Here is a 15,580-nt window from a genome sequence, read left to right as displayed (position 1 = left end):
AATCCACTACCTTTGTATACGCAAATCAAACACAATATATGCCTACCATTAGCAAGAGAGGTGAGGAAATGCCTGCTTCTCCCATCCGAAAACTTGTCCCTTACGCAGAAACTGCTAAGAAAAAAGGGACCAAGGTATTCCACCTGAATATCGGCCAACCCGATATTGAAACACCAAAACAGGTTCTGGATGCGGTACGCCATTCAGACTTCAAAATTCTTGAATACAGTCACAGCGCGGGAAACGAAAGCTACCGCCGCAAACTCGTGACTTATTATGAACGATTTGGTATTGAGCTGAACCATCAGCAGATCATTGTCACCACAGGTGGATCTGAAGCCATCATGTTCGCATTCATGGCCTGCCTGGATGCGGGCGATGAAGTACTCGTACCTGAGCCTTTCTATGCAAACTATAATGGGTTTGCTACAGAGGCAGGTGTAACGGTCACTACCATCACTTCTTCCATTGAAACCGGTTTCGCACTACCGGCCATGGAGGAATTCGAAAAAGCCATCACGGCACGTACCAAAGCGGTGATGATCTGCAATCCCAACAACCCCACCGGTTATCTCTACAGCCATGAAGAACTGAATGTACTGAAACAACTCTGTTTGAAGTATAACCTGTACCTCTTCTCTGACGAGGCATACAGAGAGTTCTGCTATGTAGGCGATCATTTCTCCGCCATGAATCTGGAGGGACTGGAGCAACATGTCATCCTGATGGATACCATCTCCAAGCGTTATAGCGCCTGCGGCGGCCGTATTGGCGCCCTGGTGACAAAAAACCAACAGGTATTAGACGCTGTTATGAAATTCGCTCAGGCAAGACTGAGCCCTCCTTCGTTTGCCCAGATTGCCGGCGAAGCTGCCGTGGATCTGCCGCTTAATTACTTTTGGGAAATTAAGGCTGAATACCTGTGTCGCAGAGATCTGCTGGTGAGCATGCTCAACGAAATTCCAGGCGTGTTCTGCCCTAATCCGGGTGGCGCATTTTACGCAATGGCCCGCCTGCCGATCGATGACAGCGATAAATTCTGCCAGTGGCTGCTGGAAAGCTTCGATTACGAAGGCAAAACACTGATGCTGGCACCAGCTACCGGTTTTTATGCAACCCCAGGTTTAGGCCGTAATGAAGTAAGACTCGCCTATGTCATTAATACCGATGATATCCGTCAGGCTATGATCTGTTTAAGAAAAGCGCTCGAAATCTATCCAGGTCGCACTGAAGTCGCACAGGAAACGATGGTCGAAGCCAGACAATAGTTATATTATATAAAATTACATATAATAGATATTCTCTTCAGAAATAGAAAAAGAGGCCAAAACGGCCTCTTTTTTACATTAAGAAAAAATATATGTACATTTTTTTAAACAAAATGTGCAATATTTCTATAAAAAATGTTGGATTCTTCATTTTAGTTCGTATATTTGAATTGTGAACGACGGGATAGAGATAGAAGTAAAGAATAGTGAAACTCGTGGTTTAGCATAAATTTAACCTTAGAAATTTTTCCGAACGTTTTTATCAACCGAACTTTACTCCGTCAACACAAAGGTGTTGCGACTACAGAAAAAAGAAATTTTCAGATTTCTGTAAAAAAGTTTGAAGAAAACTAAAACGTTTTAGCAAAATACCGTATTTTTGTATCAGTTTTTCATAACGTGGAATTTATAAAGGCAAACGGCTCCGTTCACGGAGCCGTATTTTTTGCCCAATATCCAAGTAAACTATTGATAATCAATACTATTTATATCTCACTCCATAAAAAGGGGCTTTTGCATAGTGCAAAAGCCCCTTTCTTTTCAACCAGTATTTTAGCATAAATAGGAACGGCCCGGACATAGCCGGACCGCCTTTTGGTCATATTCTACATACAAACTAATCTTACATGTGCTTCTTAATCATGGTAAAGAAGTCATCGAACAGGTAACGGCTGTCATACGGACCAGGAGTTGACTCCGGATGGTACTGTACGGAGAATGCAGGTTTGTTCTTAATCCTGATACCTTCGATTGACTCGTCGTTCAGGTTTACGTGTGTTACCTCTACATGCTCGCTGGCAGCTATTGCCTTCGGATCTACCGCAAAACCGTGGTTCTGGGTAGTGATTTCGCAACGACCAGTCGCCAGGTTCTTTACCGGATGGTTCAGACCGCGGTGGCCGTGGTGCATTTTATAAGTAGGGATGTCGTTGGCCAGTGCCAGCAACTGATGTCCCAGACAGATGCCAAACATTGGCTTTTCTGCCGCCAGAATTTTCTTCACTGTATCCACTGCATATTTCAGCGGCGCCGGATCACCAGGACCATTGGATACAAAGTAAGCATTCGGCTTGAATTTCTCGCACTCTTCAAAAGGAGTATCTGTAGGGAATACCTGCAGGTAAGCACCTTTGTCAGACAGGCATTTCAGCATATTACGCTTTACACCATTGTCCAGTACTGCTATACGAATCTCAGCGTTAGGATCGCCTACATTATAAGCTTCTTTAGTAGACACTTCCTTGCAGAGTGCCTGACCTTCCATTGAAGGTACTTCCTTCAGCTTAGCTTTCAGCTGATCTACGTCAAGTATTTCGGAAGAAATGATACAGTTCATCGCACCCTGGCTACGGATGTGTGATACCAGCGCACGGGTATCTACATCGTAAATAGTAACCAGGTTATTCTCGTTCAGGAAATTCTCCAGAGAACCATCCGCCAATGGACGGGAGTAATTGTATGCAATGTTCTTAGCGATCAAGCCATTAATTTTCACACTTTCACTCTCTACATCATCCTTTTTCACCCCATAATTACCGATATAGCAATTATTCATAATAAGGACCTGCCCTTTATAGGAAGGATCGGTAAATACTTCCTGGTATCCCGTCATACCAGTATTAAAACACAGCTCACCGGAAGCGGTGCCTATTTTACCAAAAGCTTTTCCCTGAAATACTGTTCCATCTTCTAACAGTAATATCGCAGGCTGGATTGATCTTGTCTGAGGCATTGCTTATTATTCTTTTTTAAAAAATCGTGCAAAGTTATTGAATAATAGCTTAAGAATTGAGAAAAACTCAGATTAATTCTTCGCCCACCTCAGCAATTACTTAATATGTATCGATTTTATGATACGTAATGCGGCTGTAGATGCATCTTTATCATCATCACGGTACCTTATTCCAATTTCCCAGCGGTGTTGTCCACGGGTCACCAGCAGGTCATAAAATGAGAGTCGAAGGGAACCTTTGTAGCTAAAGGTACCCTGCAGCAGCAATGCATCCATACCACTTTGAGTAATGTGGCTGGTCGTATATTTCAGATCAGAGATGGCATCTTCTTTCTGCATTCCGTTCGCAGCAGTAGTAGCTGCAAGTTCCAGATCGTTCGAAATGTTAGTCCGGAAGCTGAACATGTTTACCATTACCTGCATACCTTCCTCTGATCGGTTACGATAGCTTTTGGCATATTCAACCAGCGGAGCCAGTTCAGGGGTCAGTGGCTGGTCGTTGACACCCAGGTGCATTGGTGTGCTTATTTCGACCGCCTGGCGGCCAATAACAACAGTTTCCCAGGTCGAATAGAGCCAGGACTTATCTATTTTAGGATAGATGATGCTTATGACCATTTTCTTGCCGAAATACCCCCCGGCTACTGCAGCAAGACCTATTACGAGAATCAGGGATACAAGCGCACCCCGCCGGCCGGCCCATTTAATATATCTTTCTTTGAGACTTTCTTTAGGTTCTTCTTCTTTCACATAGATGCCAACTTCCTGTTGGAATGCTTCAAAATCGCCTTCCGGGCGTTTTTGTTTCCAGTTAGAGAAGCAGTTCTCTATCTTTTTGCCACATTTTTCACAAAATGTGAGGAATTCAGAGCGTGACGGGTTGTGGTGAGCACAGGCGTTGCACTTTAAATAAATCATAGGTTTCAGAGATTATGGTTAGTTGTCCTGTTAGCAATATTACAAAATAATCTAATTAATTAATTGAATAATACGACAGCTGCCAGAGGCCCTCTCCTATTCTACAAATAAAAAAATCCCGGGATTACTCCCGGGACTCTTTCATTATCTTCGGATACTATTTGCTAATTACTCAGCAGTTTTCTCTTCAGTTGCATTTGCCGCTGCATCATTCTTCTTAGCACCGCCGGCACGACGGGTTTTCTTCGCAGGAGCTGCTTTCTCTTCCACTTTACCACCGTAGATTTCGTTGAAATCAACCAGTTCGATCAGTGCAGTTTCAGCATTATCGCCCATACGTTTGCCAAGCTTGATGATACGGGTATAACCACCTGGGCGGTTTGCGATTTTCTCGCTTACTGCACCAAAGATTTCCTTGATCGCTTCTTTGTTCTGCAGGTAGCTGAACACAATTCTACGGTTGTGGGTAGAATCGTCCTTTGCTCTTGTCAGCAGAGGCTCAACATAAACACGCAGCGCCTTAGCTTTCGCCAGGGTGGTGGTGATACGTTTGTGATTGATCAATTCGATAGCCAGGTTAGATAACAGGGCTTTACGATGAGAAGCAGTTCTGCTTAAGTGGTTCACTTTATTACCGTGACGCATGACATTGTGATTTTAGATTCCCCTGTACCGTGTCAGGAATTACAGAGTACTTATGTTATAAAGTAGTTTAGACTATTCTTCGTCTAGTTTCAGTTTGGAAAGATCCATACCGAAATGCAGACCTCTTTCGTTCAGTACCTGCTCGATTTCGCTCAGGGATTTCTGACCAAAGTTTCTGAACTTCATCAGCTCTTCCTGTTCGTACTGTACCAGTTCGCTCAGGGAGTTGATTTTAGCAGCTTTCAGACAGTTGAAAGCACGTACGCTCAGATCCAGATCTTCCAGTGGAGTCTTCAGGATCTTACGCAGCTGCAGTGTTTGTTCATCAACCACATCTTCTTTCTCAGTATCCTTCGTATCAAAGCTGATATTTTCGTCAGTGATGATCATCAGGTGCTGGATCAGGATGCGGGAAGCTTGTTTAACAGCTTCTTCCGGGTGGATGGTACCATCAGTGATCACTTCCATGATCAGCTTCTCGTAGTCAGTCTTCTGCTCCACACGGGTATTTTCAATGCTATACTTTACATTCTTAATAGGTGTAAAGATAGAGTCGATGGCGATGTAGCCGAATACTGCATCCTTTGGTTTGTTTTCCTCAGCAGGCACATAACCACGGCCTTTACCGATAGTCAGTTCGATATCCAGCTTTGAAGATGGATCGAGTGTGCAGATGAGTAACTCAGGATTCATAATCTGGAAAGCACTGGTAGCTTTCTCGATCATATCAGCACGGAACTCGGTCTTACCTTTGATAGAGATCTGGATCTTTTCGTTGCTCACTTCATTCTCCACGATCCTTTTGAAACGAACCTGTTTCAGGTTCAGGATGATCTCAGTTACGTCTTCGGTAATTCCTTTTAAAGTTGCAAACTCGTGGTCTGCTCCTTCTATCTTTATTCCCACAATGGCATAACCCTCCAGTGATGACAACAGGACACGACGAAGCGCGTTACCTACAGTCACCCCATAACCCGGTTCTAACGGCCGGAATTCGAATTGAGCTTCAAAGTCTGTTGACTTTTGCAAAACGATCTTATCAGGCTTTTGGAAATTCAGAATTGCCATTGATATGTTAAGTTTAAATGTTTATGTAAAACTGCCAATAGCCGTCAGCAGGCAATCATTAGATACCAATATAAGAAACTTACATTGATAACTGACGATGCTTCGCTAACGGCTAAAGTATTGTTATTATTTAGAGTACAATTCTACGATCAGCTGTTCCTTGATATTCTCAGGAACTGCTTCCCTTTCAGGATAGGCGATGAAAGTACCTTTCAGTTCTTTCTCGTTCCAATCCAACCAGCTGAATTTAGGGTTTTTACCACGAATGTTGCTGGTGATTGCAGTGTTAGTTGCAGCAGATTCTTTCAGTCCGATGATATCACCTGGTTGCAGTTGATAAGAAGGGATGTTCATTACCTGACCGTTTACAGTGATGTGCTTGTGAGACACCAGCTGACGAGCAGCAGGACGGGAAGGAGCAATACCCATACGGAATACTGCATTATCCAGACGAGCTTCCAGTAATTTGATCAATACTTCACCGGTAACGCCTTTACGACGGTTTGCCTCAACGAACAGGTTAGCGAACTGACGCTCTAATACACCATAAGTGTACTTAGCTTTCTGTTTTTCACGCAGCTGCAGTGCGTATTCACCCAGCTGTTTACGCTTACGGGTTGCACCATGCTGACCCGGAGGGTTGCTGTTCTTTCCTAAATACTTACCGTTACCTAAAATCGGCTCTCCGAAAATTCTGGAGATCTTGGTCTTTGGTCCTGTGTACCTTGCCATTTTGTTACTAGATTTTTTAGTTACGATATATGATCTTTAAAAAATCTTAAACACGATCATATACCCACTTGTTTGTTAAAATTTCTGAATTAGAAATTCGAAAGTAGTCAGTGAGAGTTTTCCCTCAGCTATCCACTTTCGAAAATCTTCAGTATATTATATAGATACTATACTCTTCTCTTCTTAGGAGGACGGCAACCATTGTGTGGCAGCGGAGTCACATCCTTGATCATAGTCACTTCGATACCGGAGTTAGCGATCGCACGGATTGCGCTCTCACGTCCTGCTCCTGGACCTTTTACAAAAACATCTGCTCTTTTCAGACCAGCATCCAGTGCTACTTTAGCAGCATCGGAAGCAGCCAGCTGGGCAGCATATGGAGTGTTCTTCTTAGAACCCTTGAAGCCCATTTTACCAGCAGTAGACCAGGAGATTACCTGTCCTTGCTTGTTGGTAATGCTGATGATAATGTTGTTGAAACTAGCAGAAATGTGAACATCACCGTAGTTATCTACTTTAACTACCCTTTTCTTGCTAGCTGCAGCTTTTGTATTTTGTGCTTTTGCCATAATTATATAAAATTCCAGGTTCCAGGTTCCAGATACACCACGTCATCTTTACGACAATTGGAAACTGGAACTTGTTATTTGTATTATCAAGATTATTTCTTAGGCGCTTTTTTCTTACCTGCAACCGTCTTACGTTTACCTTTACGGGTACGGCTGTTAGTACGAGTACGCTGGCCTCTGAGCGGTAAGCCCTTTCTGTGGCGAAGACCACGGTAACAAGCGATATCCAGCAGACGCTTGATATTCATTTGTACTTCAGAACGCAGCTGACCTTCTACCTTAAACTCACCATTGATGATGTTACGGATAGTTGTCTGCTCATCATCGTTCCAGTCTTTTACTTTCTTGTTAAAGTCAATTCCTGACTTCTCCAGAATGTACTGAGCGGTAGAACGGCCAATACCATAGATATAGGTCAGACCAATTTCTCCTCTTTTATTCTTAGGTAGATCGATACCGGCTATACGTGCCATATTTGAATTAAATTTTCTAGTTTATTTAATATGATTAACCCTGACGTTGTTTAAAACGAGGATTCTTCTTGTTGATCACCAACAATTTACCCTTCCTGCGCACGATCTTACAATCTGCACTTCTTTTTTTTATGGAAGCTCTTACCTTCATAAGTTATGAGTTATAAGTCTATGTGTTTATTTATATCTAAATATGATCCTTCCTCTGCTCAAATCATATGGGCTCATCTCGACCCCTACCTTATCGCCAGGAAGGATGCGGATATAGTGCATTCTCATTTTGCCAGAAATGGTGGCCAAAATCTCATGCCCATTTTCCAATTTCACCCGGAACATAGCGTTAGACAAGGCTTCTAGTATTATTCCATCCTGTTTAATGAGTGCCTGTTTTGCCATAAAAATTTTTAGGACTGCAAAGATAGCGAAATCTTCGTAAAAAATAAAATTCTAAAAATAAACCTGAATAATTGTCTGAGAAAACGAATTATAATCGTCCTTACTCATTAACTATCAATAGGTTGCGGTTAATGCAGGATTTTCCGCCTCTGCCTTCTCGATACCGGCAAATGACGATAAAAGGTCTGCTTTCCCTTTCATTACTGCCACATTGTGCTCAAAGTGAACGGAAGGTTTCTCGTCGCGGGTGATCACTGTCCACCCATCTTCCATATACTCCACGTCCTTTGTGCCCAGGTTGATCATCGGTTCGATCGCAATCACCAGTCCTTCTTTCATGATAGGACCACTGCCTCTCTTACCGTAATTAGGTACCTGAGGATCTTCGTGCAGGTGACGACCCAGACCATGACCTACCAGCTCACGTACCACGCCATACCCCCTCTCTTTCTCGGTATATTCCTGAATAGCATGAGCGATGTCACCAACACGGTTACCTGCCACAGCTTTCTCTATACCTTTATACAAAGCGGCCTTGGTTGCCTTCATTAACTGTAAAACTTCCGGTTTTACATTACCTACCGCAAAGGTGTAAGCACTGTCGCCATGGAAGCCGTTCAGCAATACCCCTACGTCTACGCTCACGATGTCGCCATCCTGTACCACGTAGCTGTTAGGAATACCATGTACCACCTCTGCATTCACAGAGATACAGCAGGCCTTAGGGAACCCTTTATAGTTCTTGAAGGAAGGTACGGCGCCGTTGGCTACGATGAAGTCTTCAACGATCTTGTCGATATCATCAGTAGTCATACCCGGTTTCAGCTTCTTAGCTACCTCTTCCAATGTTGCGCTCACTAATAATGCGCTTTTGCGCATCAATTCGATTTCGTCTTTAGTCTTATAATGCACCATAGTAAAAACGGGTTGGACTTGTGTCTTTTAAACAGTGAAGCCACCAAGCATAAAGCCTGCAGCAGGGTTAGCTGCTGTCTGCTTTATGCTTCTGTGGCTACTTACGACCCAGCTGTCTAATGAGAATTAAACATTTGCCGGAGCAGTTCTGCCCTTGATACGGCCAGTGCTCATCAGGCCATCGTAATGGCGCATCAGAAGCTGGCTTTCGATCTGCTGCAGCGTATCCAGAATAACACCCACCATGATCAGCAGTGAAGTACCACCGAAGAAGGTTGCGAAATTACTGTTGATATGCACGGCAGCAGCTACACCGGGCAGGATACCCACCATTGCCAGGAAGAATGCACCTGGAAGGGTGATGCGGTCCATAACTGCACCAATATAATCTGCAGTTGCAGTACCAGGTTTAACACCTGGGATGAAACCATTGTTACGTTTCATTTCTTCGGCCATCTGGGTTGGGTTGAAGATCAATGCAGTGTAGAAGTAAGTGAATACAATTACCAATACTGCATAGATCACATTATACCAACCATTGGTATGGTCGCTGAAGATACGGATGAATCCGGAAGCACTGTCACTGGTAGCAAAACCAATAACGGTAGCCGGGATAAACATGATAGCCTGGGCAAAGATGATTGGCATTACACCCGCTGCATTCACCTTGAGAGGAATGAACTGGCGTACACCACCATATTGTTTGTTACCCACTATACGTTTAGCATAGTTCACCGGTACCTTGCGGGTACCTTGTACCAGCAGGATCAGACCGATAGTAATGAATATGAATACTGCCAGTTCTATCAGGAAAACCAGCAATCCGCCGCCGGCTTCCGCAGTTCTGGAGGTAAATTCCTGAATCAGGGCCTGAGGAAGGCGGGCAAGGATACCCACCATGATGATGATGGATGTACCGTTACCGATACCTTTATCAGTGATTTTTTCACCCAGCCACATTACAAAGAGGGTACCTGCAGTCAGTACGATTGTGGTAGTGAGCCAGAAGAAGAAGGTACCATATTCAGCGATAATAGCTCCGCTGGATTGGCCTCTCAGAAAGGCAACATACGCACTCGCCTGAAAACCGGTCACCACTACCGTAAGGATACGGGTGAACTGATTGATTTTCTTTCTGCCACTCTCTCCTTCTTTCTGGAGTTTCTGGAAATAAGGTACAGCTATGGTCAACAGTTGTATGGCGATAGAGGCAGAGATAAATGGCATGATCCCCAGCGCAAAGATGGACGCTCTTGAGAAAGAGCCTCCGGCAAACATATTAAACAGTCCGAGGATACCCTGATTGGATTTCTCTGAGAACTGATGCAACAGGTTGGCATCGATACCGGGTAACACGATATAGGATCCTACACGATAAATGAGGACAAGAAGCAGGGTTGTCAGGATTCTGCTACGCAGATCCTCGATGCTCCAGATATTCTTAATCGTTTCGATAAATTTCTTCACAGGAAGATGAATGTTTAATATTCAAAATTTCATCCCGGTTATGGCGGGACCAAATTCCAAACCTGCAATTAGCTGCTCTTCAGTAACTCTGGCCGGGATTTGTGATGTATTATTTCGCTGGCTGAATAAAAGATGAAAAGACGCACTACTCCGTAGGCGTCTCTCCAGTCGTGAAAACTTACACCAGTTCAACTGAACCACCAGCTGCTTCGATCAGCTGCTTGGCCTTTTCACTGATAGCGTTCACTCTTACAGTAACTTTAGCCTTCAGTTCGCCCTGACCCAGTATTTTTACTTTTGCAGTGCGGCTGATTAAGCCGTTCATGTACAGATTTTCCAGAGAGAAATCCTGTAAACCGTATTTTTCTACCAGGGTGTCAAGCTGACCGATGTTGAATACTACATAGGTAGTAGGATCCAGGCTCTTGAAACCACGTTTTGGCATACGACGCTGAATTGGCATCTGACCACCTTCGTGACCTCTTTTGCTGGAGTAACCAGCACGGGACTGACCACCTTTATTACCTTTTGTAGCTGTTCCACCTTTACCGGATGCTTCACCACGACCGAGGCGTTTTTCTTTATGTACGGAACCTTGTGCAGGTTGTAACGTGTGCAGATTCATTGAGTTAATTTTTTTTACTTACGCGGAAATTAACCGCTCGCATTAAATGTATAATGTTATTCGCAAATAATCCACTATAAATGTAGCATTTTTTTCCAGAGGAACGGCAAAGCCTTAACCCTGTACTTCTTCTACCTTTACCAGATGATTTACTTTACGCACCATCCCAAGGATCTGGGGAGTGGCTTCCACCTCAACGGTGTTGTGCATTTTGTTCAGACCCAGGGCCTTCAGCGTCAGTTTCTGACGTTCTGGACGGTCTATACCACTTTTTACCTGAGTGACTTTAATCTTTGCCATTGTTATTTTGAATTAGCACCTTACAATTACAGGAGCTGCTGCGGTGCAGCAGTCCCTTTCACCATAGGGTGTTATTATCCATTAAATACTTTCTTCAGAGATACGCTTCTGGTTTTTGCAATCTGTATTGGCTCACGCAGCAGGCCTAAAGCTTTGAATGTAGCTTTTACCACGTTGTGAGGGTTTGCAGAACCCAGAGATTTTGCCAGAACGTCAGTGATACCTGCGCTTTCCAGCACGGCACGCATAGAACCTCCGGCGATTACACCAGTACCATGAGCGGCTGGTTTGATCAGCACCTTAGCAGCGCCTTCTTTAGCCAGCTGGTCGTGAGGAATAGTACCATGCATTACAGGAACCTTGATCAGGTTTTTCTTGGCATCATCGATACCTTTAGTGATTGCTTCCTGTACTTCTTTGGCTTTACCCAGGCCATGACCTACTACACCGTGTTCGTTACCTACTACTACCAGGGCAGAAAAACTGAAAGTACGACCGCCTTTGGTGGTTTTGGTAACACGGTTGATAGCTACCACTTTTTCTTTCAGCTCCAGGTCACCCGCCTTAACTTTATTAAATGTATTCTTTGCCATTTTATTATTTGCGAATTACGATTTAATCAATTTCGATTTTTAGAATTGGAGACCAGCTTCTCTTGCACCATCAGCTACGCTCTTCACACGACCATGGTACAGATAACCACCACGATCGAATACTACTGCTGTAATACCCAGTGAGGTTGCTTTAGTAGCCACAGCTGCACCTACCAATTTAGATTTCTCGATCTTGGTACCTTTCTGTGCTACGATATCCTTATCGCGGGAAGATGCAGAAGCCAGTGTAGTACCGTTTGCATCATCGATCAATTGCACGTAAATATCGCTATTGCTGCGGAATACAGATAATCTTGGTCTCTGAGCGCTACCTACCACTTTCTTACGGATGCGGTAACGGATTTTCTGTCTGCTATTAACTGCTTTTGTGCTCATTTCTATGTTTAATTTATATATTCCGATGCTGCCGGAATATTGTTGAATTAGCTAACCAGTAAAGCATACCGGTTAGCCAATTAAAATTATTTACCTGCAGACTTACCTGCTTTCTTACGAACCACTTCATCGCTGTAGCGAACACCTTTACCTTTATAAGGCTCTGGTTTACGCAGGCTACGGATTTTAGCAGCTACCTGACCTAACAGCTGGTTGTCAATACCTTCCAGTGTGATTTTAGGGTTAGCACCCTTTTCAGTCAATGTAGTTACTTTCAGTTCTTTAGGGATTTCAATCACGATATTGTGAGAGTAACCCAGAGACAGGTCCAGCAGCTGACCAGCGTTGGCAGCCTTGTAACCCACACCCACCAGCTCAAGTTTTTTAATGAAGCCTTCTGTAACACCAACCACCATGTTGTTGATCAGTGCGCGGTACAGACCATGCAGTGCACGGTGACGGATCTGTTCAGTAGGACGAACTACTGTCAGTACACCATCAGCCACTTCTATTTTGATATCCCTGTCGATGTTCTTTTTCAGTTCACCTTTAGGGCCTTTTACTGTCAGTTCATTAGTAGCGGATACAGTTACTGTAACACCGGCTGCTAATTTGATAGGAGCTTTACCTATACGAGACATAATTGCAGTTTTTTACTGTTATGTGTTTTCGATCCCTCAGTGTTCAGCCACCGTATAGAAAGGCTTAATTCTGAAACGGACCATTTATTGGAGAGATCTGCACAAGCCATTGACAAACGCCAGAAGGTCCTGTGCGGACCTTAATATATTAATAAACGTAGCAAACAACTTCGCCACCCACGTTCTGTACTTTCGCTTCTTTATCAGTCATTACACCTTTAGATGTAGACACGATAGCGACACCCAGACCATTCTTGATACGTTTGAAATCAGCAGGTTTGGAGTATTGACGAAGACCAGGACGGCTGATACGCTGCAGATCAGTGATAGCAGGTACTTTAGTCTGAGGATCATACTTCAGAGCTATTTTGATCAGACCCTGTTTGTTGTCTTCTTCAAATTTGTACTTCAGGATATAACCTTTGTCGTACAGTATCTCAGTGATACGTTTTTTCAGTTTGGAGGCAGGAATTTCCACAATCCTGTGGTTGGCCATTTGAGCATTCCGGATTCTGGTCAGGAAGTCTGCTATTGGATCAGTAACCATTGTTTCTAATAATTTTAAAAACTTTTTACAATGCGATATCCAAATCGTGTAGATAGGAAAATCAAGATCTTTAACGAATATAAAAGGGGGAAAAAGGACAATTACTATTCGTCGGGGGATAATTGTCCATCCCATGAGTGGTGATTACCAGCTAGCTTTTCTTACGCCAGGGATCTTACCAGCGAGCGCCAGGTCACGGAACATATTACGGCAAAGACCGAAATGACGCATGTAACCTTTTGGACGACCGGAAAGCTGACATCTGTTGTGCAGGCGAACAGGAGAAGCGTTTCTAGGCAGCTGATCCAGTGCTTCGTAGTTACCTTCAGCTTTGAGGGCAGCACGTTTTTCAGCGAACTTAGCAACCATGGCTTCTCTTTTCCTTTGTCTAGCCTTTATGGATTCTTTTGCCATAATTAGAGTTTATAATTCCAGTTTATAAATGTCAAATTCCAAAACCCGGAAGGGATTTGGAATTTGAGATCAAATATTATTGTTGATCTTTCTTGATGTTCTTGAACGGCATACCCAGTTCTTTCAGGAGCTCGTAAGCTTCTTCGTTGGTGTTAGCCGTAGTAACGAAAGTGATATCCATACCGGAGATCTTTGTTACTTTATCGATGTCGATCTCAGGGAAGATGATCTGCTCATTGATACCCAGGGTATAGTTACCGCGGCCATCGAAAGCTTTTTCATTGATACCCTTGAAGTCACGTACACGAGGCAGTGATACAGCGATCAGACGATCCAGGAATTCGTACATGTTATAACCACGCAGTGTTACACGAGCACCGATTGGCATGTTCTTCCTGAGTTTGAAATTGGAAATATCCTTTTTGGATAAAGTAGCGATAGCTTTCTGACCGGAGATACGGGTCATTTCATCCACAGCAATATCTACCAGTTTCTTATCACCTACAGCACCATTGATACCCTGGTTCAGACAGATCTTCACCAGGCGAGGTACCTGCATTACGCTTTTGTAGTTGAATTTTTTGTGCAGAGTATTAACTACTTCAGTACGGTATTTAGTCTGCAGTCTGGGTGTATATGTAGTGTTTGCCATTATTTGATTGCCTCCCCTGATTTTTTAGCTATACGAACTAATTTACCATTTTCACGCTGACGGTTTACCTTGGTAGGTTTACCAGCCTTAGCATCCCACAACATTACGTTAGAAATGGCGATAGGAGCTTCCTGCTTAACAATACCACCTTTGGTATTCTGAGCAGTTGGTTTGGTATGTTTGGTGATGATGTTCACACCTTCTACCAGTACGCGCGCCTTGTCAGGGATCACTTCCAGCACCTGACGGGGCTTGGTCCTGTCCTTATCATCGCCGGCAATCACTACAACGGTGTCGCCTTTCTTAATGTTGAACTTAGGCTTGAATCTCGTTTTCATTATTTGTTTATTTATAAACGCCAAGCGAAACATCGGTTCCGCTTGATTAATATTCGTTTTAGAAACGGGCAGCAAAGATATGCATTTATGCTGAAAGCACAAAGCAATAAGCTTTTTTTACTTTTTGCTTTATGCTTTCAGCGAACGCATCGATATCTTTACAATACTTCGGGAGCCAGAGAGATAATCTTCATGTATCCCTTATCGCGCAGCTCACGGGCAACTGGGCCGAAGATACGGGTACCGCGTGGCTCGTCAGAGTTGTTCAGTAATACAACGGCATTATCGTCGAAACGGATATAAGATCCGTCTTTACGGCGCAGCTTGTTTTTAGTTCTTACGATAACAGCTTTGTGCACTGTACCTTTTTTCACACCACCACCTGCGATCGCGTCTTTTACAGTAACAACGATCTTGTCACCTACTTTTGCGTAGTCCTGGCCGGAGTTGCCTAACACTCTAATACACAGTACTTCCTTGGCACCACTGTTATCAGCTACATTCAGCCTTGATTCTTGTTGTATCATCTTTTTATAAGATTTGTATTTGTTTAATCAGCGGCTGCATCCAGGAACGCTGCATGCAGCTTGAAACAATAATAAATTATTTTACCTTTTCGATCACCTCTATCAATCTCCAGCACTTATTCTTGCTCAACGGACGAGTTTCCATTATTCTAACGGTATCGCCGATGCTGCACTGGTTCAGCTCGTCATGAGCCATGAACTTGGTGGTTTTTTTCACGAATTTACCATAGATCGGGTGTTTCACTTTACGCTCAACGCTAACGCTGATTGTTTTTTCCGCTTTGTTGCTGGAAACGACACCAATTCTGGTTTTTCTTAATTTTCTTTCGCTCATTGTTGAAAGTATTTATTATCCAGACCGCTC

At 43.6% G+C, this 15,580-nt stretch carries 22 protein-coding genes and 1 pseudogene; 1 reads left to right on the top strand and 22 read right to left on the bottom strand.

The window, feature by feature from the left end:
- Window positions 1-38 precede the first annotated feature (38 nt).
- On the top strand, window positions 39-1,268 hold the full coding sequence (locus QQL36_RS12515) for a pyridoxal phosphate-dependent aminotransferase (protein WP_321569881.1): 1,230 nt from the start codon (window positions 39-41) through the stop codon (window positions 1,266-1,268).
- Window positions 1,269-1,890: 622 nt separating this feature from the next.
- Here the strand turns inward: QQL36_RS12515 and carA are convergent.
- From carA to rpsQ, 22 genes and pseudogenes are all read right to left on the bottom strand, one after another.
- The gene (gene carA / locus QQL36_RS12510; RefSeq protein WP_083720992.1) at window positions 1,891-3,000 is read right to left on the bottom strand and encodes a glutamine-hydrolyzing carbamoyl-phosphate synthase small subunit; all 1,110 of its coding nucleotides are present in this window, start codon (window positions 2,998-3,000) and stop codon (window positions 1,891-1,893) included.
- A gap of 96 nt (window positions 3,001-3,096) precedes the next feature.
- The gene (locus tag QQL36_RS12505; RefSeq protein ID WP_083720994.1) at window positions 3,097-3,918 is read right to left on the bottom strand and encodes a hypothetical protein; all 822 of its coding nucleotides are present in this window, start codon (window positions 3,916-3,918) and stop codon (window positions 3,097-3,099) included.
- 264 nt (window positions 3,919-4,182) lie between these two features.
- A pseudogene (gene rplQ, locus QQL36_RS12500) lies at window positions 4,183-4,563 on the bottom strand (50S ribosomal protein L17); the annotation flags it as partial.
- 72 nt (window positions 4,564-4,635) lie between these two features.
- On the bottom strand, window positions 4,636-5,631 hold the full coding sequence (locus QQL36_RS12495) for a DNA-directed RNA polymerase subunit alpha (protein WP_083720999.1): 996 nt from the start codon (window positions 5,629-5,631) through the stop codon (window positions 4,636-4,638).
- A 126-nt stretch (window positions 5,632-5,757) separates the two neighbouring features.
- Window positions 5,758-6,363 carry a 30S ribosomal protein S4 gene (rpsD, locus tag QQL36_RS12490; protein WP_083721001.1) on the bottom strand — a complete coding sequence of 202 codons (606 nt, stop codon included), beginning with the start codon at window positions 6,361-6,363 and terminating at the stop codon, window positions 5,758-5,760.
- A 167-nt stretch (window positions 6,364-6,530) separates the two neighbouring features.
- Window positions 6,531-6,932: a 30S ribosomal protein S11 gene (gene rpsK / locus QQL36_RS12485; protein WP_072360630.1), complete on the bottom strand. Its 402-nt coding sequence runs from the start codon at window positions 6,930-6,932 to the stop codon at window positions 6,531-6,533.
- Window positions 6,933-7,024: 92 nt separating this feature from the next.
- The gene (rpsM, locus tag QQL36_RS12480; RefSeq protein ID WP_072360628.1) at window positions 7,025-7,405 is read right to left on the bottom strand and encodes a 30S ribosomal protein S13; all 381 of its coding nucleotides are present in this window, start codon (window positions 7,403-7,405) and stop codon (window positions 7,025-7,027) included.
- 34 nt (window positions 7,406-7,439) lie between these two features.
- Entirely contained in the window at window positions 7,440-7,556 is a 117-nt protein-coding gene (gene rpmJ, locus QQL36_RS12475) for a 50S ribosomal protein L36 (RefSeq protein ID WP_072360626.1), read from the bottom strand.
- 26 nt (window positions 7,557-7,582) lie between these two features.
- Window positions 7,583-7,801 carry a translation initiation factor IF-1 gene (gene infA, locus QQL36_RS12470; RefSeq protein WP_012789309.1) on the bottom strand — a complete coding sequence of 73 codons (219 nt, stop codon included), beginning with the start codon at window positions 7,799-7,801 and terminating at the stop codon, window positions 7,583-7,585.
- A gap of 114 nt (window positions 7,802-7,915) precedes the next feature.
- Window positions 7,916-8,716, bottom strand: a complete 801-nt coding sequence (gene map, locus QQL36_RS12465; protein ID WP_083721003.1) for a type I methionyl aminopeptidase — start codon at window positions 8,714-8,716, stop codon at window positions 7,916-7,918.
- A gap of 126 nt (window positions 8,717-8,842) precedes the next feature.
- Window positions 8,843-10,183, bottom strand: coding sequence for a preprotein translocase subunit SecY (gene secY / locus QQL36_RS12460; protein WP_083721005.1), 1,341 nt, complete (start codon window positions 10,181-10,183; stop codon window positions 8,843-8,845).
- Window positions 10,184-10,361: 178 nt separating this feature from the next.
- On the bottom strand, window positions 10,362-10,808 hold the full coding sequence (gene rplO, locus QQL36_RS12455; RefSeq protein ID WP_083721007.1) for a 50S ribosomal protein L15: 447 nt from the start codon (window positions 10,806-10,808) through the stop codon (window positions 10,362-10,364).
- Between the two features lie 114 nt (window positions 10,809-10,922).
- Window positions 10,923-11,108 (bottom strand): 50S ribosomal protein L30, encoded by a 186-nt coding sequence (rpmD, locus tag QQL36_RS12450; protein ID WP_083721009.1) that lies wholly within the window; start codon window positions 11,106-11,108, stop codon window positions 10,923-10,925.
- A 74-nt stretch (window positions 11,109-11,182) separates the two neighbouring features.
- On the bottom strand, window positions 11,183-11,701 hold the full coding sequence (rpsE, locus tag QQL36_RS12445; protein ID WP_072360615.1) for a 30S ribosomal protein S5: 519 nt from the start codon (window positions 11,699-11,701) through the stop codon (window positions 11,183-11,185).
- 39 nt (window positions 11,702-11,740) lie between these two features.
- Window positions 11,741-12,097 carry a 50S ribosomal protein L18 gene (rplR, locus tag QQL36_RS12440; protein WP_083721011.1) on the bottom strand — a complete coding sequence of 119 codons (357 nt, stop codon included), beginning with the start codon at window positions 12,095-12,097 and terminating at the stop codon, window positions 11,741-11,743.
- Between the two features lie 86 nt (window positions 12,098-12,183).
- A complete protein-coding gene (rplF, locus tag QQL36_RS12435) occupies window positions 12,184-12,738 on the bottom strand; it encodes a 50S ribosomal protein L6 (protein ID WP_083721014.1) in 555 nt (184 codons plus the stop codon).
- Between the two features lie 148 nt (window positions 12,739-12,886).
- Entirely contained in the window at window positions 12,887-13,285 is a 399-nt protein-coding gene (gene rpsH, locus QQL36_RS12430; protein ID WP_083721016.1) for a 30S ribosomal protein S8, read from the bottom strand.
- Between the two features lie 144 nt (window positions 13,286-13,429).
- Window positions 13,430-13,699, bottom strand: coding sequence for a 30S ribosomal protein S14 (gene rpsN, locus QQL36_RS12425; RefSeq protein WP_083721018.1), 270 nt, complete (start codon window positions 13,697-13,699; stop codon window positions 13,430-13,432).
- Window positions 13,700-13,775: 76 nt separating this feature from the next.
- The gene (gene rplE / locus QQL36_RS12420) at window positions 13,776-14,351 is read right to left on the bottom strand and encodes a 50S ribosomal protein L5 (protein ID WP_083721020.1); all 576 of its coding nucleotides are present in this window, start codon (window positions 14,349-14,351) and stop codon (window positions 13,776-13,778) included.
- Window positions 14,351-14,689, bottom strand: a complete 339-nt coding sequence (gene rplX, locus QQL36_RS12415) for a 50S ribosomal protein L24 (RefSeq protein ID WP_083721263.1) — start codon at window positions 14,687-14,689, stop codon at window positions 14,351-14,353. Before rplX ends, rplE begins: the two co-directional genes overlap by 1 nt.
- Before the next feature lie 158 nt (window positions 14,690-14,847).
- Window positions 14,848-15,216 carry a 50S ribosomal protein L14 gene (rplN, locus tag QQL36_RS12410; RefSeq protein ID WP_072360601.1) on the bottom strand — a complete coding sequence of 123 codons (369 nt, stop codon included), beginning with the start codon at window positions 15,214-15,216 and terminating at the stop codon, window positions 14,848-14,850.
- 76 nt (window positions 15,217-15,292) lie between these two features.
- Entirely contained in the window at window positions 15,293-15,550 is a 258-nt protein-coding gene (gene rpsQ / locus QQL36_RS12405; RefSeq protein ID WP_083721022.1) for a 30S ribosomal protein S17, read from the bottom strand.
- Between the last annotated feature and the right edge of the window lie 30 nt (window positions 15,551-15,580).

It is taken from the genome of Chitinophaga sp. LS1, from assembly GCF_034274695.1.
GTDB lineage: Bacteria > Bacteroidota > Bacteroidia > Chitinophagales > Chitinophagaceae > Chitinophaga.
The sequence above is the reverse complement of the archived record's forward strand: the minus strand, read 5'-3'. Positions and strand labels throughout refer to the sequence as shown.